The sequence below is a fragment of the Brevundimonas abyssalis TAR-001 genome, from assembly GCF_000466985.1.
GTDB lineage: Bacteria > Pseudomonadota > Alphaproteobacteria > Caulobacterales > Caulobacteraceae > Brevundimonas > Brevundimonas abyssalis.
Map to the genome: position 1 here is coordinate 22053 of NZ_BATC01000019.1, position 19101 is coordinate 41153.

At 70.1% G+C, this 19101-nt stretch carries 18 protein-coding genes, 1 tRNA gene and 2 pseudogenes; 9 read left to right on the top strand and 12 right to left on the bottom strand.

Translation table 11 applies throughout. From position 1 onward, the window contains the following. Nucleotides 1-79: 79 nt before the first annotated feature. Nucleotides 80-1117: a mechanosensitive ion channel family protein gene (locus tag MBEBAB_RS06890; RefSeq protein ID WP_045318995.1), complete on the top strand. Its 1038-nt coding sequence runs from the start codon at nt 80-82 to the stop codon at nt 1115-1117. A gap of 76 nt (nt 1118-1193) precedes the next feature. Beyond that, entirely contained in the window at nt 1194-2444 is a 1251-nt protein-coding gene (locus MBEBAB_RS06895; RefSeq protein WP_021697227.1) for an Nramp family divalent metal transporter, read from the top strand. Between the two features lie 178 nt (nt 2445-2622). On the opposite strand, the gene MBEBAB_RS06900 is transcribed toward MBEBAB_RS06895, so the two are convergent. The 12 genes and pseudogenes from MBEBAB_RS06900 to MBEBAB_RS06935 all read right to left on the bottom strand — a co-directional run bounded on the left by MBEBAB_RS06900 (nt 2623) and on the right by MBEBAB_RS06935 (nt 14644). After that, nucleotides 2623-3960, bottom strand: a complete 1338-nt coding sequence (locus tag MBEBAB_RS06900) for an N-succinylarginine dihydrolase (RefSeq protein ID WP_021697228.1) — start codon at nt 3958-3960, stop codon at nt 2623-2625. Further along, nucleotides 3957-4226, bottom strand: a complete 270-nt coding sequence (locus MBEBAB_RS06905) for a hypothetical protein (protein WP_148291462.1) — start codon at nt 4224-4226, stop codon at nt 3957-3959. The genes MBEBAB_RS06900 and MBEBAB_RS06905 overlap by 4 nt, the downstream gene beginning before the upstream one ends. 92 nt (nt 4227-4318) lie before the next feature. Beyond that, complete coding sequence (astD, locus tag MBEBAB_RS06910; protein WP_021697230.1) at nt 4319-5785, bottom strand: succinylglutamate-semialdehyde dehydrogenase; 1467 nt, start codon at nt 5783-5785, stop codon at nt 4319-4321. A 150-nt stretch (nt 5786-5935) separates the two neighbouring features. Continuing rightward, nucleotides 5936-6943 carry an arginine N-succinyltransferase gene (gene astA / locus MBEBAB_RS06915; protein WP_021697231.1) on the bottom strand — a complete coding sequence of 336 codons (1008 nt, stop codon included), beginning with the start codon at nt 6941-6943 and terminating at the stop codon, nt 5936-5938. A gap of 4 nt (nt 6944-6947) precedes the next feature. Next, nucleotides 6948-8197, bottom strand: a pseudogene (locus MBEBAB_RS06920) (hydrolase). 65 nt (nt 8198-8262) lie between these two features. Beyond that, nucleotides 8263-8919 carry a translocation/assembly module TamB domain-containing protein gene (locus MBEBAB_RS17980; RefSeq protein WP_021697233.1) on the bottom strand — a complete coding sequence of 219 codons (657 nt, stop codon included), beginning with the start codon at nt 8917-8919 and terminating at the stop codon, nt 8263-8265. Beyond that, on the bottom strand, nt 8889-9953 hold the full coding sequence (locus MBEBAB_RS17985; protein WP_021697234.1) for a translocation/assembly module TamB domain-containing protein: 1065 nt from the start codon (nt 9951-9953) through the stop codon (nt 8889-8891). Before MBEBAB_RS17985 ends, MBEBAB_RS17980 begins: the two co-directional genes overlap by 31 nt. Further along, complete coding sequence (locus MBEBAB_RS17455) at nt 9917-10690, bottom strand: translocation/assembly module TamB domain-containing protein (protein ID WP_021697235.1); 774 nt, start codon at nt 10688-10690, stop codon at nt 9917-9919. Before MBEBAB_RS17455 ends, MBEBAB_RS17985 begins: the two co-directional genes overlap by 37 nt. Next, entirely contained in the window at nt 10669-12507 is a 1839-nt protein-coding gene (locus MBEBAB_RS17460) for a translocation/assembly module TamB domain-containing protein (RefSeq protein WP_021697236.1), read from the bottom strand. Before MBEBAB_RS17460 ends, MBEBAB_RS17455 begins: the two co-directional genes overlap by 22 nt. Continuing rightward, a complete protein-coding gene (locus MBEBAB_RS17465) occupies nt 12504-13388 on the bottom strand; it encodes an autotransporter assembly complex protein TamA (protein ID WP_242397115.1) in 885 nt (294 codons plus the stop codon). The genes MBEBAB_RS17460 and MBEBAB_RS17465 overlap by 4 nt, the downstream gene beginning before the upstream one ends. Beyond that, nucleotides 13273-14205, bottom strand: coding sequence for a BamA/TamA family outer membrane protein (locus tag MBEBAB_RS17470; protein ID WP_242397114.1), 933 nt, complete (start codon nt 14203-14205; stop codon nt 13273-13275). The genes MBEBAB_RS17465 and MBEBAB_RS17470 overlap by 116 nt, the downstream gene beginning before the upstream one ends. Before the next feature lie 178 nt (nt 14206-14383). Next, nucleotides 14384-14644, bottom strand: coding sequence for a hypothetical protein (locus MBEBAB_RS06935; RefSeq protein ID WP_045318999.1), 261 nt, complete (start codon nt 14642-14644; stop codon nt 14384-14386). Nucleotides 14645-15350: 706 nt separating this feature from the next. On the opposite strand from MBEBAB_RS06935, the pseudogene MBEBAB_RS18635 reads away from it, so the two are divergent. The 7 genes and pseudogenes from MBEBAB_RS18635 to MBEBAB_RS06960 form a co-directional block, all read left to right on the top strand. After that, nucleotides 15351-15547: pseudogene (locus MBEBAB_RS18635) on the top strand (histidine kinase dimerization/phospho-acceptor domain-containing protein); the annotation flags it as partial. A gap of 84 nt (nt 15548-15631) precedes the next feature. Continuing rightward, complete coding sequence (locus MBEBAB_RS16480; RefSeq protein ID WP_373852886.1) at nt 15632-16555, top strand: ATP-binding protein; 924 nt, start codon at nt 15632-15634, stop codon at nt 16553-16555. An 80-nt stretch (nt 16556-16635) separates the two neighbouring features. Continuing rightward, nucleotides 16636-16712, top strand: a tRNA-Lys gene (locus tag MBEBAB_RS06945). Between the two features lie 115 nt (nt 16713-16827). After that, nucleotides 16828-17163 (top strand): hypothetical protein, encoded by a 336-nt coding sequence (locus MBEBAB_RS16145; RefSeq protein WP_148291463.1) that lies wholly within the window; start codon nt 16828-16830, stop codon nt 17161-17163. Nucleotides 17164-17403: 240 nt separating this feature from the next. Further along, complete coding sequence (locus MBEBAB_RS06950; RefSeq protein WP_021697241.1) at nt 17404-18168, top strand: ATP12 family chaperone protein; 765 nt, start codon at nt 17404-17406, stop codon at nt 18166-18168. Between the two features lie 79 nt (nt 18169-18247). Beyond that, nucleotides 18248-18694 carry a hypothetical protein gene (locus MBEBAB_RS06955; RefSeq protein WP_148291464.1) on the top strand — a complete coding sequence of 149 codons (447 nt, stop codon included), beginning with the start codon at nt 18248-18250 and terminating at the stop codon, nt 18692-18694. Then, nucleotides 18691-18984 carry a winged helix-turn-helix domain-containing protein gene (locus MBEBAB_RS06960; RefSeq protein ID WP_021697243.1) on the top strand — a complete coding sequence of 98 codons (294 nt, stop codon included), beginning with the start codon at nt 18691-18693 and terminating at the stop codon, nt 18982-18984. Before MBEBAB_RS06955 ends, MBEBAB_RS06960 begins: the two co-directional genes overlap by 4 nt. Nucleotides 18985-19101 lie beyond the last annotated feature (117 nt).

Consider the following 19101-nt stretch of genomic DNA (forward strand, 5'->3'; position numbering starts at 1 on the left):
GCGCAATGGCCACGGGCGCGGCGGCGGGTCAAGGTGGTGTGACGGCGGGAACTTGGCCGTATTCGCGCGCTGGAGCCGCATGACCGAACTTGGAAGCCTCCAGGCGCTGGAGAAGATCGAGAATGCGCCGGTGCTGCGCCTGGCGGGCACATCCATCACGGCGGGGGGGCTGATTTCCGCAGCCATCATCCTGACGGTGGCGTTGGTGCTGGCGTGGCTGGCCACGCGGGGCATCAAGCGGTTGCGCGCACGGTCCAGCCGCAGCGGCGGTGCGCTGTACCTGCTGGAGAAGCTGGTGGGCTACGGCCTGATCGTGGCGGGGGGCATGCTGGCCCTGTCGGCCACGGGCCTGAACCTGTCCTCGCTGGCGGTGTTCGCCGGGGCGCTGGGCATTGGCGTGGGACTGGGCCTGCAGGGGGTGGTGAAGGAGTTCGTCTCCGGCATTTTCCTGATCTTCGACCGGATGGTCAGCGTGGGTGACTATGTGGAGATCGAGGGCGGGGCGCGCGGCGCCATCATGGAGATCGGGCCACGGGCCACGCGCATCCGCACCAATGACAACATCAACATCCTGGTGCCGAACTCACAGCTGATCGAGCACCCCCTGACCAACTGGACGCTGAAGGGCGACACCCGGCGCATCCACATTCCGTTCTCGGTGGCTTATGGCGCGGACCGGGGGGAGGTGCGGGACGTGGTGCTGGCGGCGGCGCGCGCCTCGCCGTTCACCTCGCCCGAAACGGACGCGCGCAAGTGTCAGGTGTGGCTGGTGAATTTCGGCGAGAGCGGGCTGGATTTCGAGCTGCTGGTGTGGCCGACGCAGGATGCGGTGAAGCGGCCGGCGGCCATGCACGCGGCCTATACCTGGGCCATCGCCGAGGCGCTGGAGCAGGCCGGCATCGAGATTCCGTTCCCGCAGACCGACCTGCGCATCCGCAGCCTGTTCGGCCGCGAGGGCGACGAGGCCATGGAGGTGATGACCACCGGCAAGGCGCCGCGTCCCAAACCGGCGGCCCGCAAGCCGAAGAAGAAAGCCACCACCTCCAGCGAGAACGACGCCGCCGAGGACCTGCTGCTGCCGTCCGCGGCGGAGGCGCCGGAGCCGGACAACAGCTGACGGCTTTCCGCCCCTCCCGCCTTTCGCCGGGACGGGCGGCGTGTATGGATGGACCCCGAGTGGGTGGGGGACAACGATGACCGATGTGACGCCGAAGAACCGCTGGAAGCTGCTGGGGCCCGGCATCGTGGTTGCGGCTACGGGCGTGGGGGCCGGGGATCTGGTGGCGACCCTGATCGCAGGGTCGCGGTTCGGATACGCCCTGCTGTGGGCGGCGATCCTGGGCACGGTGCTGAAGATCGCCCTGGCCGAGGGGGTGGGGCGCTGGAGCCTGGCGACGGGCCGCACCATCTTCGACGGCTGGTCCAGCCTGGGGCCCAAAGGCTTTCCATGGGCGAGCATCTATTTCGGCGTCTATGTGGTGATATGGGGCTTCGTTTACGGGGCCACGGGCATGACGGCGGCGGCCCTGCCGCTGGCGGCCCTGTTCCCGGTGTTCGACCTGATCACCTGGGCCATGATCGCGGGCGTGGCCGGGCTGGTGCTGGTCTGGTTCAATTCCTATCCGGTGTTCGAGAAGATCATGACGGCCCTGGTGGCGGTGATGTTCGTCACGGTGGTGGGGCTGGCGGTGCTGGTCACCCCCGACATCCCCTCCATGCTGCGGGGCCTGATCCCCATGCTGCCGGAGGGCGCGGCCTATTACACCCTGGGTCTGATCGGCGGGGTGGGCGGCACCATCACCATGGCGGCGTACGGCTACTGGATCATGGCCAAGGGCTGGCGCGGGCCGGAGTGGATCCGGGTCATGCGGCTGGACAACCGGGTCGGCTACATCGTCACGGGCATCTTCGTGATCGCCATGCTGATCGTGGGGGCCGAGATTCTCTATGCGGCCGGCATCGCGCTGGGCGGCGGGGACCGGGGTCTGCTGGATCTGGACGAGGTGCTGCGCGAGCGGTTCGGCGATGTGGTGGGGACGCTATTCCTGGTCGGGTTCTTCGCCACCACCTTCTCGTCCCTGATCGGGGTCTGGCACGGAGTCAGCCTGATGTTCGCGGACTTCTTCGCCCATGTGACCAAACGGCAGGGCGACGAGGCGGTGCGCGGCGAGAAGAGCCCGGCGTTCCGGGGCTATCTGCTGTGGCTGACCTTCCCGCCCATGATGCTGCTGTTCCTGGGACGGCCGTTCGGCCTGATCGTGGCCTACGGGGTGCTGGGGGCGCTGTTCATGCCGTTCCTGGCCCTGACGCTGATGTGGCTGCTGAACAGCGAGCGCACGCCGAAGGAGTGGCGCAGCGGCTGGCTGTCCAACGGCATGCTGGCGGCGGCGGCGGCGCTGTTCTGCGTGCTGGCGGGCCGGGAGCTGTGGTCGCTGGTGATGTGATCCCTCTCCCGATGGGAGAGGGCTGCGCGCATGGATGCGTCAGCATCCGTCCTTTGCGCGCAGGGTGAGGGTCGGGTGGATGATTGCTGAGCCGATGCGACCCTCATTCCCCCGCGCAAGGACGAAGCCGCTGCGCGTCTTCGTGTGCGGGTTCCCCCTTCTCCCATCGGGAGAAGGGTCAGGCGCTCTGGAACGGATAGAAGTCGCCGCCGAGGTCGAGGATCTCGGTGAGTTCGTCCAGGGCGCCGCGGGACTCGTCCAGCAGGGCCGGGTCGGCCAGGTCGGCGGGGGTCAGGGCATCCCGGTACCAGGTGGCGGCCCAGATGGAGAGTCGGGCGTAGAGCTCGTCGGTCAGGCGCTGGGCCGGGTTGGCGGCGTCCAGCTCCTCCTCGGTCAGGACCACGCGCAAACGCAGGCAGGCGGGGCCGCCGCCGTTCCGCATGGACTGGCGCACGTCCACATACTCCACCGCGCCGATGGGGCCGTTGCCGGAGACCAGCGTCTCGGCCACGGCGCGCGAGCGGTCGTTGTCGCGGGTCTCGGTGGGGCAGATCAGGGTCAGGCGGTCGCGGCCCGGCAGGGTCACCAGCATGGAGTTGAACAGATAGCTGGAGATGGCGTCGGCCAGCGGCAGCTCCCTGTCGCTGATCTCGATGAACACCGGCTCGAACAGGCCGTCGGCCATGCGGCGGATGGCGTCCTTCGTGCCCGCCGTGTCCTCGAAGGCCAGCTGGTGGAACAGCAGGGCCTCGCGCGTGCCGACGCAGACCACGTCATTGTGGAACGTGCCGCCGGCGATGGCGGCGCGGCTCTGGCGGGCCAGGACGGGGCGGCCGGCGGTGTGACGGCGGACGATGGCTTCGGACGCCTCGCGGGTCTGGCGGGCGGGGAAGGCGCCGTCCCAGGCCTCCCAGGCCTCGCGGCCCCAGACCAGCAGATTGACGCCCGGCTCGCCGTGGTCCGCACACAGGCGCACGTGGTTGGCCGCGCCCTCGTCGGACAGGTGCGGGGCGGCGGGCAGGGGGTCGTGGACCTTGAAGATGTCGCGGTCGGGAAACAGGGCGCGCAGGGCGCGGGTGGTCTGCTCGGCCTCAAGACCCCGGTGCAGGTTGGTGATCAGATTGGCCGGGGTGAAGTGGACGCGGCGGTCCTCGGTGTCGGCGCTGGGCGTTACCGTGGCGGCGTTGGCGGCCCACATGGAGCTGGCCGAGCAGGCGGCGGCGGCGAAGCCGGGCGCGGCGCGCCAGGCTTGCTCCAGCACCGCCTTGTCCGAGCCCGAGAAGCCGAGGCCGCGCAGGAACGGGATGTTGGGGCGCTCGTGGGGCGGCAGGACGAACTGGGGCACGCCCAGATCAGCCAGCAGCTTCATCTTCTGCAGGCCCTGCAGCACGGCGGCGCGGGGGTTGGACGCCTCGCCCTTGTTGAGCGCGCTGGCCAGGTTGCCGGGGGACAGGCCCGCATAGGAGTGGGTGGGGCCGATCAGGCCGTCGGCATTGGCTTCGAAGGCTGAGGTCATGATTCAATCGGGATGATGTAGGGTCCGAGGACGCCGCTGGCTATGAGGAGCGGGGCGGCGAACCGCCAGACCAACCCGCCGATGATCGCGACAACGATCAGCGTCAGAGCGCCCTCGAGCCATTGCCGGTTGGTCAGGAGCGCAATCGCCAAAAGTCCGCCACACCCCCAGAACGTAAAGCACCAGATTTCGATGCGATACGATAAGGGGGGATCGGCGGAAACTATGCTGATCACGACGGTGAAAGTCGCGATGACGGCCGCCATGGTCGCGCAGAAGAATGTGGTTCTCAGGCTTCGAGCTAGGCTCATAGCCGTCGGCTCCGGGCCTATCTTCCGGCTCGGCACCCCGTACAAGCTCACGGCTTCAATCCCTTGATTTCAGACGTGATGTCCGAGACCGCGTCCGCCTCGAAACTGGCCATGGGGTAGGCGCAGTAGTCGGCGGCGTAGTAGGCGCTGGGGCGGTGGTTGCCGCTGGCGCCCAGGCCGCCGAAGGGCATGTCGCCCGCCGCGCCCGTGGTGGGCCGGTTGAAGTTGACCACGCCCGCGCGGATGCGGCGCTGGAAGCGGTCCCAGTTGGCCGGATCGTCGCTGACCAGACCGGCGGACAGGCCGTATCGGGTGTCGTTGGCGCGGGCCATGGCGGCGTCGAAATCGGCGGCGCGATAGACCTGCAGGACGGGGGCGAAGATCTCCTCGTCGGGGATGTCGCGGGCCTCGGCCATGTCGAGGATGCCCGGCGCGACGAAGGCGTCGGACAGGCCCGGAATGCGGCCGAAGGGGCGGATGACGCGGGCGCCGCCGGTGATCAGGGCGTCCACGGCTTTCAGCGCCCCGTCGGCGGCGCGGGCCGAGATCAGGGGGCCGCCGTAGACCTCGCCGTCGCTGGTCCAGGGGGCGAAGGTCAGGCGGTCGGCCAGGGCCCTGACCGCCTCGATGACGGCGTCGCCCGCCGCGCCCTCGGGCACGATCAGGCGGCGGGCGCAGGAGCAGCGCTGGCCGGTGGTGATGAAGGCGGACTGGATGACGATGCCCGCCACGGCCTGCGCGTCGGCGGCGTCCCACACCACCAGCGGATTGTTGCCGCCCAGCTCCAGCGCCAGGATCACGTGGGGATCGTCGGCGAATTTCTTGCGGAAGTGGGCGCCCGCGGCGCCCGAGCCAGTGAACAGCAGGGCGTCGATGTTCTGGTCCAGCAGGGCGGCGCCGGTGGTGCGGCCGCCCTGGATCAGGTTGAACACGCCCGTGGGCAGGTCGGCGGCCTCCAGCGCCTCGGCCATCAGCTGGCCGGTGTGGGGGGTCTCCTCGGACGGCTTGAAGACCACCGTGTCGCCCGCCAGCAGGGCCGGGACGATATGGCCGTTGGGCAGGTGGCCGGGGAAGTTGTAGGGGCCCAGCACCGCCGCCACGCCGTGGGCGCGGTGGCGCAGCACGGCGCGGCCGAAGGCGGTCTCGGCCTCGCGCTCGCCGGTGCGCTCCTCATAGGCGCGCATGGAGATGTCCACCTTGCCGGCCATGGAGCCCAGCTCGGCCTTCGTCTCCCACAGGGCCTTGCCCGTCTCGCGGCTGATGGCTTCGGCCATGTCGCCGGCGCGGTCCTTGAGCAGGGCCTGATAGCGCTTCACGGCCTCGATGCGGTCCTCGCGCGGGCGGTCGGCCCAGTCGGGGAAGGCGGCGCGGGCGGCGTCCACGGCGGCGGCGGCCTGGGCGGGGGAGGCCTCGGCGCCGGTCCAGACGGTCTCGCCGGTGGCGGGATCGGTGGAGGTGAAGGCGGCGCCCTGGCCGGAGGTCCATTGGTTGGCGATGAAGTGGGTGTTCGTCATTTTATGTCCGCTCATCCCCGCGAACGCGGGAATCCAGTGATTTGGATGACCTGAAGGGTCAGGTCTGCTCCGCTCGCCAATCCTGAAGCATCAGCGTCAAGCTGGACAGGACTGTGTCCCCGCGTTCGCGGGGATGAGCGGGTTTCTAAGTCAGCTCTTAACCCGAACGACGCCGCCGGGTTTGAGTTTCAGGGCGTCGGCGGCTTCCTTGCTCATATGGGCGGTGTCCCCGTCGATGGCCACCTTGGTGCGCACGGCGCGGAAGGCGGTGACGCTGTCGGTGGAGGCGAGGGAGACCAGTTCCACGTCCACCTCGTCGGCGACGGCCAGGGTCAGGGTGCGGGCGTCGCGGACGGTGCGGATGTTGTCGCGCTCGCAGGCCACGGTGGGGCCGCCGTCGAAGATGTCCACCAGGCCGTTGGGGCGGAAGCCCTCGGATTCCAGCAGGGCCATGGCGGGCACGCCCTGGGGGTGCACCTTGCCGATCACGGCGCGGGCGGGCTCGGGCAGCAGGCCGATGTAGATGGGGTGGCGCGGGGCCAGGTCGACGATGAACTGCTTGTCGGTGGAGCCGGTCATGCGGTCCGCGTCGTCGAACTCCATGGGGAAGAATTTGTGCGCCACATGGTCCCAGAACGGACAGGCGCCGTCGGGGGTGAAGACGCCGCGCAGCTCGGCCAGCACATTGTCGGCGAACAGGTCGGGATCGGCGCCGATCAGCATGTAGCGGGACTGGGACAGAAGGCGGCCCGCGCCGCCCTTGCGCCGGTCGGCCTTGAGGAACAGCGAGCCCACCTCGGTCCAGCCGGTGCACTCGTTGACCAGCACCAGGGTCTGGTGATCCAGCCGCACGTTCATGGAGGGCGAGGACTGGGTGTGATTGACGATGCGGAACGAGAAGAACGGCCGCTTCAGCCCCACCGCCGCCTTGACGCTGCCGACGCCGTCCACGTCGCCGGTGGCGGTGTCCTCGAGCATCAGGGTGTACCAGCGCTCCTGGGGCGGCAGCGTGCCGGTGAAGCTGTCGCGGCTGATGTCCAGCCGTTCGGACAGGACGTCGGCGTCCTCGGGCAGGCTGGTGAAGCCGGGGCCGGAGAGGATGGCCAGTTCGAGCAGGGAGTCGAGATCGGAGGGCCCGGCGGGGCGGACGACGAGCATGCGGTTACAGGGTCTCCAGTCGAAGGGATTTCAGGCGGTGGGCGTCGATCTCGCCCGAGGCGGTCTTGCACAGGATCAGGACGGAGAGCTGCGCCCGTTCGACGAAGCTGTCGGGCCAGGCGAACTCGTCCTCGGAGTGAATGTCGCCGCCCAGCACCCCCAGGGTGTCGATATTGGGCAGGCCCGCGGCGTGCAGATTGTTGCCCTCACACACACCGCCCGATGACTTCCAGGCGATGGTCTGGCCCAGCAGGGCGCCGGTCTGGCGCACGGCCTCGAACAGCTCGGTCTGGGCCGCGTCCATGGGCTTGGGCGGGCGGGTGAAGCCGCCGTGAAGGTGCAGGCTCAGGCCCTCGAACGGCGGGGTCGAGGCGATCTCGGTGACGGCGTGTTCGATCCAGGCGGCGGACTGGGCGTCGGGGACGCGGACGTTGAAGCGGACCACGGCGTTGTCGGCCACCACGTTCAGGGCGCCGCCGCCGGAGATCTTCGCCACATTGACGCTGACGCCCTCGCGCTGGCCGTTCAGGCCATGCAGGGCGGCGGCGAGGATGGCCGCGCCGGCCACGGCGTTGCGGCCCTCCTCGAAGGCGCGGCCCGCGTGGGCCGCCTTGCCGGTGACGATCAGGTGCCAGTTGCCGCTGCCCTTGCGGGCGCCGGCGAGGGTGCCGTCCGCCAAGGCCGGTTCATAGGTCAGGCCCAGATGCCCGCGCGCGCCAGCTCGGCCAGCAGGGGGGCGGAGGCGGGGGAGCCGATCTCCTCGTCCGGGGACAGCAGGACGGTCCAGCCGACGCGGTCCTTGTCCGGGTGGGCCTCGAAGGCGTCCAGCGCGCCCAGCAGGACGGAGATGCCGCCCTTCATGTCGGCCAGACCGGGGCCGTTGAGGGCGCCGTCGGCCCGCGTCGTCACGGTCTGGAACGGGCTGTCGGCGGGAAACACCGTGTCATAGTGGCCGGTCAGGACCACCTGGATCGGGGCGTCAGGGCGGGCGGTGATCTTCAGGCAGTCGGCGTGGGCCTGTTGGATCACCCGGCCGTCGTCGCCGACGATGGATGAGGGGGAGGTGGGGATGCGCGCGATTTCGGCGGGCAGGGTCCGCGCCTCGGCCTCCAGCACGTCCAGCATGCGGGCGAGACCGGCGTCGTTGCGGCTGCCGGAGTTGATCCCGCTCCAGGCGACGGCGCGCGACAGGATGTGCGCGCCAGCCTCGGCGACGCGGTCGAGAACCGTCTGGTCGTGGGGGTGAATCTTCATGCGGGCGGACCCTACGCGCCCGGCGGGACAAAAGCCAAGTCAGGCAATATTCGTGCGCCGGAGCCCTATTCGGTCCGGTTGGGGCGACGATCGCGGCGGCCCGTGCCCGGCTGCCGGGTCTGGTTGCGCCAGCGGATGGCCAGGCGCGCGTCGCCGTCGCCGCCGACGCGCGAGGTCACGGCGATGTTGCGTCGGACCTGCCACTCCACCTGAACGGCGCCGCCTGCCTCGCCGCCGCCGATGACCTCGAAATAGACGTTGTCAGTCAGGTAGCGGCCGCCCGCGACGGTCAGGGCCGAGGCGTCGCCGCCGAAGGACAGGCGGTCCAGACCGGCGAACTCGCGCAGATTGCCCAGCACGTCGAAGCCGCCGCCGCCCGCCAGGGACGCCACGCCCGAGGCCAGCTGGGCCGCCTCGAAGGCCGACAGCTGGGACGCCGAACGGCCGAACAGGACCTGGGACAGGATCTCGTCCTGGGGCAGCTGGGGCGTGGAGGTCAGTTCGATCTCGGGAGAGGCGGCGGTGCCGGTCACCCGCACCTCGGCGGTCAGGGCCGGATCCTCGCGCACGGCGCGCAGGTCGAGGCGGATGCGGTCGGTGTTGGTGGACAGGGTGACCGTGCCGCGCTCGTCGAACACGAAACGCTTGCCCGCGAAATCATAGTCGCCGCGCACCACCTGCGCCGTGCCGGTCAGCTGCGGGCTGGCGAGGGAGCCGCGCACGCGGGCGTGACGTTCATCTCCACATTCAGACCGCGCCCGCGCACCCAGACCTGGCCGTTGGGGGAGCGCAGCACGATGTCGAGCCCGATGGTGGGGCCGCGTCGTTCGGCTTCGGGGTCGTCCTGGCCGTTGACGACCGGATCGCCCCCGGGCCGGTTCACCTCGATCACGTCCATGCGCACGATGCCGTTGCCGCCGAGAGGATTGGCCGCGACCTCGGCCTCGTCGATGTTCAGGCGGCCCATCAGCTGGATGTTGCCGTCGGCGCCGCGCGTCACGGTGACCGGGCCGGAGGCGTCGGCGGTGGCGATCTCGTTGTCGATCAGGCGGAAACTGGAGAGATTCAGGGTGAAGCTGGAGGCCGATCCCTGGCGCAGGTTCATGCGGCCGGAGCCGGATACCGTGCCGCCGGAGCCGTCGTTGGCGGAGAAGGTCTGGACCTGGGCGGACTCGCCGTCGAAACGGGCGGCCAGGGTCAGGCCTTCCAGGCGGACGCCGGTGATGGTGTCGCGGAACATGCCCTCGCGCACATCAAGGGTGCCGGTGATGCGCGGGTCGTTGATGGAGCCGGCGATGTCGGCCTGGCCGTCGACCTGACCCGCCAGACGCTGTTCGCCGCCGAGGAAGATGTCCCAGATGGGCTGGACCTGGCCGCTGAGCGACACCTCGCCGGACATGGGGCGGGTGCGGTTGACCGCCAGGCGCAGGGGGGCGGCGGAGGTCTCGACCGGCAGGGTCAGCTCGGCGCTGGCCTGAACGCCGCCTTCGTCCACGGCCCGGGCCCGGAGGTGCAGGGTGTCGCCGGCCAGACGGGCGTCCAGGGTTCCGTTGACCTCCAGACCTTCGGCGGCGTCGACGCTGCGCAGTTCGGTCATGGTCAGATTGGCGGAGCCGGACAGGTCGTCGCCGGCGCCGCGCAGGGACACCCGGCCGGTGACGCGTCCGCGCAGGTCGGGCGACAGGGAGCCGAGGTTCACGCTGGTCAGATTGGCCTCGATCAGGGAGGCGTTGCTGTCCTGACGCAGTTCGCCCACCAGGCGCCGCCGCCGACGCCCAGATCGACCCGAACGACCCGACCGTCGCCCGCCAGGGCGATCACAGCGGGGCTGCGGGTGTTGAAGGCGATCTCGCGCACCCGTCCGTCGCCGGACAGGGTGACGGTCTGGGAGCCATTGGCGCGGGCGTAGACGCCGGAGCCGTCAAACTCCACGGGGGTGTCGCCCACAACGTCCGCAGTCAGGGTGAAGGGCAGGCGGCTCAGCGTGCCCCGGCCCTCCAGGTCCAGGGTGCGGATCAGATAGCTGGAGCCGGCGAAGCGGACATTGCGGCCGGTGACGTCGAGGATGGCGGTGTCCGAGCCGGCGCCTTCGGTCAGGCGCACGCGCCCGTCCGCCTGGCCGGAGGCGAGGAAGGCGCCCTGGCGGGCGGTGAAGGTCAGGTCGGCGCTGGCGGGGGCGCCGCCGACCAGGGCGATGTCGCCCTGGGCCTCGACGCTGCCGGCGTTCACGTCCACGCCGCTGAGCCGGACCCCGCCGTCGGCCAGGAAGAAGTCGCCCGAGGCGCGGGCGGGGCCATAGTTGCTGTCGGCGGTCAGGGCCACGCGGCCGTCGGAGGCGTTGGCGCCGCGCCGGAAGCTGAGCACCAGATCGGCGTCCGTCAGGGTGAGCGGCCCGGCCGCGACCTCGGCGAACTGGGCCGTCAGGTCGGCGCGGGGCCGGGACAGGGTCCCGGTGAGGGCGCCTTCGCCGGTCATGGCGCCGTCGATGGCCACGGGACCCACGCCGAACGGACCCTCGGCGTCCCAGTCCAGGGCGAGGCGCAGGCGCCGTCGCCGCCGATCAGCCCCCGGGCCGTGGCGCGACCGGCCGTGCCGGTCAGCCGGGCGCTGTCGATGGCGATGCGCCCCTCGTCATAGGCGGCGGTGACGGCCAGACGCGGTGTCGCGCCCAGCAACCGGTCCAGTTCGGCCATGCCGGTGGCGAAGCGGCGGCCCCGTCCGTCGAAGGTGATGCGCCACGGCGCGCCGGGCTCGGCCCGGCTTGCGCGGATGGGTCCGCCGAAAGCGCCGCGCGCGGCGGGGCGGACCAGTCTCGCGTCCGTGACCTCGGCCCGGCCCGAGAAGCGCAGCGAGCCGTTCATGCCACGGGCGCCGGAACCGTCCACGATCAGGCCCTGACCGCGCAGGTCGATGTCCTCGAGCAGGAAAGCGCCGTCAGGGGTGCGCGCGCTCTCGAAGGCCACGCGCGGCTGGGCGCCGAGGAGGCCGCCGATGACGCCCGAGCGGGAGCCGCCCTGGACCGCCAGGTCGCCGTCCAGCGCCATGCGGCCGTCGCGGACCTGCACGTTCAGGGGGCCGCTCAGACGGGCGGCGCTGTAGCTGGCGGCCGTCAGATTGCGGACGCTGACGGCGCCGTCCAGCGACCAGGCCGCGGCGTCGCCCTGGAACAGGCCCGCCCAGGCGGCGGGTCCGGCCAGACGGGCTCCGGTCAGCCGGGTGAGGGAGGGGGTGGCCACGTTCAGGCGGATGCCGTCGGGCACGGCGCGGTCCGCCGAGCGGACGAAGCCCCGGGCGCGGGAGGTGAAATTCTCGGCGCGCAGATCCCAGGCCATGGCCTCGAAGCCCGGCCGTTCGGGATCGGCGACCGTGGCGAGGCCGAAGCGGGCGGTGCGGCCGATGCGGCGCACGAAGGGCTCCAGCAGGTCCGAGCCCGAGAAGTCGGCATGGCCCGAAATGCGGGTGCCGCCGCCCTGCCGGAAGCGGCCGTCGATGGTCAGGGGCGTGAATTCGCCGGTGCGGACGAGGGCGCTGACGCCCTCGCCGTCGATCCGGGCGCGGGCGCGGAACGGCTCGTCCGGCGAATAGCCCAGGGCGCCGGCCAGGGGGCCGCCGCCCGCCTCCTGCGCCAGGGCGTTCACGCGCAGGTCGTCGATGCCGTCGCCCCACTGCACGTCGGCGCGGAGGAAGTCGCCCCGCCGCGTGAGGCTGAAGGCCCGGACCTCGGCGGTCTTCAGGCCCACGCGGCGGATGTTGGTCTGACCGGTCAGGGTCCAGCGGCCATATTCCTGGCTGAAGCCCTCCTCCAGGTCGATGTTGGCCGAGAACCGGTCGATGTCGATGGTAAGCGGGAGGCCGCCGCCGGGCGGGTCGTCGGAAGGCTCGACGATGGGGCGGCGGATCAGACGGATGCGGTCGGCCGTGATCTCGCTGGCGTGAAAGCGCCGGGTGACCAGCGCCAGATAGGACCAGTCCACCCGCACGTCGGTGGCTTCCAGCCAGACGCCTTCCTCATCGGTGACCGTGACCCGGTCGATGGTGAAGTCGTCCCAGAGGTCGCCGGACAGGCCCTCCACAGTGATGGCGCCGTAGTCGCCCAGCTGCTTGCCCGAAACGAAGCCCATCACCAGGTCGCGCCCGGCGGGGGACAGGACGACCAGGCGTCCGCCGATCAGCACCAGAACGGTGAGGGCGATCAGGCCGCCGGCGACCATGCCCGCGATCAGGGCGGCCCACTGCCGGCGCGTGCGCCGGGCCTTCGCCTCTTTCGGGGTTTCGGGCGGGGTTTTAGGTTCGGTGGGCGTGTCGGTCAAAACGCCTGTCCGATGCTGATGTAGAGCTGGAAGTCGGCGTCGCCTTCGCGCTTGTCCAGCGGGAAGGCCACGTCGGCGCGGATGGGGCCGAAGGGCAGGCGGTAGCGGACGCCGAAGCCGGCGCCGTAGCGCATGTTGCTGAGGTTCGGGGTCTCCTCGAAGCCGACCGCGCCGCCGTCCACGAAGACCACGGCGCCGAAATTCTCGCCGATGTCGCGGCGCACCTCGACGGAGGCCTCGAACAGGGACAGGCCGCCGCGGGGGGTGTTGTCGGTCAGGCGGGGACCGACGCCCTGATAAGCATAGCCGCGCACCGAGCCGCCGCCGCCGGAATAGAACAGCCGGTCGGACGGGACCACGAACTCCTCGGCGCCGACGATCGAGCCGACGCGCAGGCGTCCGGCCAGGACGGTGCGGCCTTCATCCTGAAGGGGGAGGTAGCCCGTGCCCGTCACATCGGCGCGCAGGAAATAGACGTCGTCGTCGCCGGTCACAGCCGTCGGCTGGGCGGAGCCGGACAGGCGCCAGCCGCGGCGCGGGTCGAGCGGGTCGTTGGAGCGGTCCAGGTTGAACCCGCCGCGACCGGTCAGGATCACCAGGTCGCGCTCGACATCCACGGGGCCGCGCGTGATCGGGTCGAAGCGGGTCTCGTTGTAGAGGCCGCCTTCCAGGCCGACGCCATAGCTGTACCAGGAGGTGCGGTCGAAGCGCTGGCGCAGGTCGGCGCTGAGGTTGATGGCGGTGCGTTCGTAGGCGTCGGTGTCTTCATAGACGGCCGCGCTGGCCAGACTCAGGGTCTGACCGGGGCGGCGCCAGTGGGGCAGGGACAGCTCGGCGCCGATGCGGCTGTCGATGCGCGCGGCGCGGGCGAGGAAGCGCAGGGTGTCGGCGCGCCCGAACCGGTTGTGCCAGGTCCAGATGCCGTCGACGCCGGCGCTCGGTGGTGGAATAGCTGACCCCCGCCTCAAGGATGCGGCGCGGTCGGTCGGTCAGGGTGACGATGATGGGGCGCAGGCCCTGGTCGTCGGTCTGGTCGGCGGGGGCGAGGGCGACGCCGACCCCGTCATAGACCCCGGTCTCCAGCAGGCGGCGCTCGAGTTCGGCCACGTCATCGGGATCGTAGACGTCGCCCTCGGTCCAGGGTGCGAGGCCTCCGACCCAGGCCGGGCGGGTCGGGCCCCGGGTCTCCAGCCGCACGCCGTCCAGCCGGACCAGATCCCCGGCGTCGATGCGGTAGGTGGGCTGGACCAGAAAGACGGCGTGATCCACGACCACGCGACGGGGCTCGACGGCGGCGTCGGCGTAGCCCCGGCGGGTGAGGCCGGAGACGATCCGCCCCTCCATGGCGATGACGTCGGCGGCCCGGCCGGGCGCCCCGGGCTTGGTCTCGACCGTGCCGAGCACGGCCTGGGCGGTCTGGTCGTCGGGCGGCGTCTGCAGCCAGTCCACGCGCGGTTGATCCAGGGCGAAGCGGGGGCCGGGCGTCACGATGATGACGGCGCGCGGCGGGCTTTCACCCTCCACGACCTCCTCGATCACCGACTGATAGTAGCCTTCGGAGCGAAGCAGGGCTTCGGCGTTCGCGGCGGCGGCGGCGGCCCGGCGGCGGGCCTGGAAACGGTTTTCGATGCGGGCGTCGGTCTCGCCCACGGCGCGTTCGAGCGCTTCAAAGAGATCGCCGTCGACCTCGCCGCGCACCAGGGCGCGAGGCTCGGCCTGGACGGCCGTCGCGGCGCCGAGGACCGTCAGGGCGACGACAATCAGGGGAAGCGGACGTTTCAAACGCAATCTCTCCGGCCCGCCGGGAACTGGTGGAGGCCGGGCGTGACCGGCGTCAAGCATCTCCGTGTGACAGCCTCGCGGCGGGAACCGGGCCTCAATAGAACAGTGTCTCGCTTTCCGGTTGAACCGTTGATTCGGAGCTCTCGGGCGGCGGGGGAAGCTGGGAGTAGTCCGTCGGCGGGGTTTCGGGGGTCGTGGCAGCCGTGTCCACGCCCTCATCCTCGGCGGCGGGGGCCGGCTCCATCGCGGGCGGAGGGGGCAGGTCGCCCTGCGCCGGATCGCGATAGGCCTCATCGTCACAGGCGGCGAGGGCCGCAACGGCGGAAATCGCCAAGATCAGTCTGAATTTGCTCATCTTCATTCCCCAACCCGGTCGGATCCTGTCGCCACACGCAACGCTTGATCCTCGCCCCTGTTCCATCCGCGAGGGGGAGACATCCGTCAAGGCTTGGAAACTAATCGTTTGCACTGTGAGAGATACCCTTGTTCGCAAATGCAAGGGAGGCCGACAGGCCATGCTCACATCCGGATATGCAGCGGTGGCGACGGCGCGGGGCAGGGAATTGCCCACCCGCATCGGCCTCGCCCTGTTCATCGGTGGTGCGGCCATGGTGATGTCGCCCTCGATCTGGCCTGTCATCTGGTTTACGACGATGCTGGCGGGCCAGGCGCTCGACTGGATCGCGTTCCGGCCGATGCGCCTCGGCGAGGGGGAGCCCTCGCGGGCCCGGCGCGCCTTCTGTGCCGGCGTTGCTGCGCTGAACACGGCGATCTATTCGTCCATCGCGGTCTATCTGTGGTTCCAGGGCGGTCCCTTCGGGCCGTTGTTCGCCATGATCCAGGTGGCGGGCGCCCTGCTGCACGTCAGCCTGCATATGCACCATGTGCGGCCCCTGCTGATCGCCTCGGTGATCCCCCATGCGACCTATTTCCTGGGTCTGCCCCTTCTGACCCTGGCGATGACCCGCGATCTGGCGGCGGTGGCGATTCTGATCGCTGCGCTTCTGTACGTGGCGCACCTGGTGGTGGCTGTGAAGCAGTCCATTCGGACGACGGGCGACATGCAGGCGGCCAGAACCGAGGCCCTGACCCAGCGCGACCGGGCCGAACACGCCAGCGCGGCCAAGTCCGAGTTCCTGGCCGTCATCAGCCACGAAATCCGGACCCCCCTGAACGCGGTCATCTCGCGGCCAACCTGCTGCGCCGCAGCCGGCTGGACGCCCAGCAGCGCGAGCATGTCTCCATGCTGCTGGACGGCGGCGACATGCTGCTGGGCCTGCTGAACGACGTGCTGGATTTCTCCAAGATCGAGGCCGGAAAGATGCGGCTGGAATCCACCGAGATGAATGTGCGCAACAAGCTGGCCGCCCTGCGCCGGCTGTGGGAGCCCAAGGCCACGTCCCGCGGCGTTCGCCTGAGCGTTGTGGTGGACGAGGCCGTGCCCGACGCGATCCGCACCGATCCCCTGCGGTTCCAGCAGATCCTGTTCAACCTGCTGTCCAATGCGGTGAAGTTCACCCGGGACGGGGCGATCCGGGTGAACGTCGGCTGGGACGAGGCGACCTCGACCCTCACGGCCGAGGTTCACGACACCGGATGCGGCATCGCGCCGGACCAGATCGACAGCATCTTCGACAGCTTCGAACAGGCGTCGGCGGGCGACACCCGGCGGTACGGGGGCACGGGCCTCGGCCTGGCCATCAGCCGCCGTCTGGCCCAGGCCATGGGCGGCGACCTGACGGCGACCAGCGCGCCGGGCGAGGGCTCGACCTTCACCCTGACCGTGCGGGTCGAGGCGGTGGACCCGGCCGATGCGGTCGAGGCCGCGCCCGTCGTGCGCCCCGCGACCGTTTCGCTGCAGGGCCGGTCCATCCTGGCGGTGGACGATCACGAGGTGAACCGGCGCATCCTGGCCCTGCTGCTGGAGCCCCACGGCTGTCGCCTGACCCTGGTCGAGAACGGCGCCGAGGCGGTGGAGGCGGCGGGGGTCGAGCCCTTCGACGCCATCCTGATGGACATGCAGATGCCGGTGATGGACGGGCTGGAGGCCACGCGCCGCATCCGCGCCGGCGGACCAAACGTGGCGACGCCCGTCATCGCCCTGACCGCCAACGCCATGGATGTGCACAAGGCGGCCTGGGACGCGGCGGGGGTCCACGCCTTCCTGACCAAGCCCATCGACGCGCCCCTGCTGGCCCGGACCCTGGGCGAGGCCTGCGCCGAACGACGCCCGGCGGCTAAACCCGAAGCCGAAGCGGCGGCCTGAGGGGCGCGAAAAAAGAGGTCGCAACCTGTCTTGCCCCGCCGGGGCGACATCCGTATGGTCCGCGCCGCTTCAAGGTGTGGGAGCCCCTAGCTCAGTTGGTTAGAGCATCTGACTTTTAATCAGAGGGTCCTCGGTTCGAACCCGAGGGGGCTCACCATTTCCTTGCTTCGTGGACGCTTCGGCCTCCCGTTTCGCGCATTACCACTTGACCGTGTGCTGCGAACTCAGATCCTGAGGGCAGGAGAAATTCCTCGATCAAGAGGGGGGATCAGGTGAAAGCGCTCATCAGCCTGACGGCCGCGCTGTTGCTGCTCAGCGGATGCTCCCGGCCGTTCCCCGAACGGCTCAATTGGTACGGCCACCATCCCTACCTCTATTCCATGGCCTTCACTGCCGCAGCCGAGGAAGCACTGGTTCGGTCAATGACCGGCCGCGGCTACTACGAACACATGGGGGATGCGGCCTATACGCTTGCTGCTGGCGGAACGTGTGATCGAGCAGGCCTCGAACGTTACCTGGTTCACAAGGCGCAGGGCTGCCACTTGTTGAGCGGCCCCCCCCGCGCCGGACTGCATCAACGCGGATTCCTGTGCGAGCTTCCAGTATGATCGGGAGTTGTTCGCCGATCCCGCCATACGCCAAGTCGTAGAAGAGGCTCTGCGTCGTCCTTGCGATTTCCTTACCCATCCTGATCTGGTTGCGCACAGGAACGCGACCGCCCGTTTCGGCATGACCGCTGATGCAAATTGGCGAATTTTCCTGTGCGAGGGGCCCGGTGTATTCGGTGAGAGTATAGTTTTCGATGACGCGACTGAGGCGTTGCGTGTGCATTTCAGGAGAGGGCCCTAGTGGACAACCATAAGGCGGCCGACACGCCGTCCAAGCGCCCCGCGGGCTTTGTCGAGTTTGCGCCGGATCAGGTGCGCCGGTTCTGGAAGGCCGTCAGCGTCGAGCCGGACGGGCAGGGCTGGGCGGTCAGGCTGGACGGGAAGATGCCGAAATCCCCGGCGGGCCATAGTCTGGTGCTGCCGACGAAAGGCGCCGCGCAGCTGGTGGCCGAGGAATGGGCCGGGCAGGGCGATGTCCTCATCCCCGCCACCATGCCCGCCACACGGCTGGCCTTCACCGCCATCGACCGGGTGCGCGAGGTGCGCGAGGCGGTGGCCGACGAGATCACCGCCTACGCCGGGTCGGATGCGATCTGCTATCTGGCCGAGACGCCGGACACCCTGGTGGAGCGTCAGGCGCGGGACTGGACGCCGTGGCGCGACTGGGCCGAGCGGGATCTGGGCTGCGTGCTGGTTCCCGTCGCCGGGATCGTGCACCGGTCCCAGGCCGAAGAGGCGCTGGCGGCGGTGCGCAAACAGGCGCTGGCGCTAGACGACTACGCCCTGACCGGCCTGGCCATGGCCACGCCGCTGCTGGGTTCGGCGGTGCTGGCCTTTGCGGTGCAGCGCGGGGCCCTGTCGGGCGCCGAGGCGTTCGACCTGTCGCGGCTGGATGAAGCCTTCACCGAGGAGCGCTGGGGCGTGGACGCCGAGGCGGCGGAGCGGGCCGAGGGCCTGCGTGCCGAGGCGGTGATGCTGGAGCGGTGGTTCGCGGCGCTGCGCTGATTTTCCAATCTGGAAAACTATCACTTGACGAAGTGGAAAGTCAGCTTCATTTTCCGGTATGGAAAGTGAGGAGTTCGCCATGACCAACCAACCCGACCCGCGAGAGGCGCTGGACGCCATCGCAAATGCCCGCCAGGCCGTGCCGGGCGAGATGAAGTATCCTTTCAGCTACGACATCGCCTATGGGCTTTGCTGCGGCCTGCTGGTGGCGGGGCAGGGGATGCCGACGCCGTGGGCGGCGCTGGCGCTGGTGGTGTCCATGGTCGGGCTGGTGGGCCTGATCCACTGGTGGAAGCAGAAATACGGCTGGTGGGTCAGCGGCTATTCGCCGAAGCGCGCCCGCTGGGCGGCCATCGGCCTGGTCGTGGTGCTGATCGGCCTGATGGGGCTGTCCCTCTGGGGCAAGACGGCCGGGATCGCCTGGACGCCGCTGGCCACCGGGGCGGCGGGCTTCGTCGCCGCCATCGTCGGCGGCCGCATCTGGATGGCGGTGTGGAAGCGGGAGCTGGCGGAGACGGCGGGATGACCGCCGTTCCCGTCTTCGATCCGGTGATCCACGCGCCAGGGCGGCTGCAGATCTGCGCCATCCTGTCCCGCATCGACGAGGCCGAGTTCGCCATGATCCGCGACTCCATCAAGGTGTCGGACTCGGTGCTGTCCAAGCATCTGAAGCAGCTGGAGGAGGCCGGCTATCTGAAGCCCCGCAAGGCGGCGGTGGACGGGCGCCAGCGCACCTGGCTGTCGCTGACGCCCGCAGGACGCAAGGCCTTCGCCGCCCATGTGGCGGAGCTGACGCGGCTGGCGGGGATGGCGTAATCCTCCCCACTGGGGAGGGGGACCATGCGCAGCATGGTGGAGGGGGCTGTCCGCTCCCCCACTCTGAAACCTCGACCGCAATCAAACTCTCTGTGCAGCGGAAGCGCCCCCTCCACC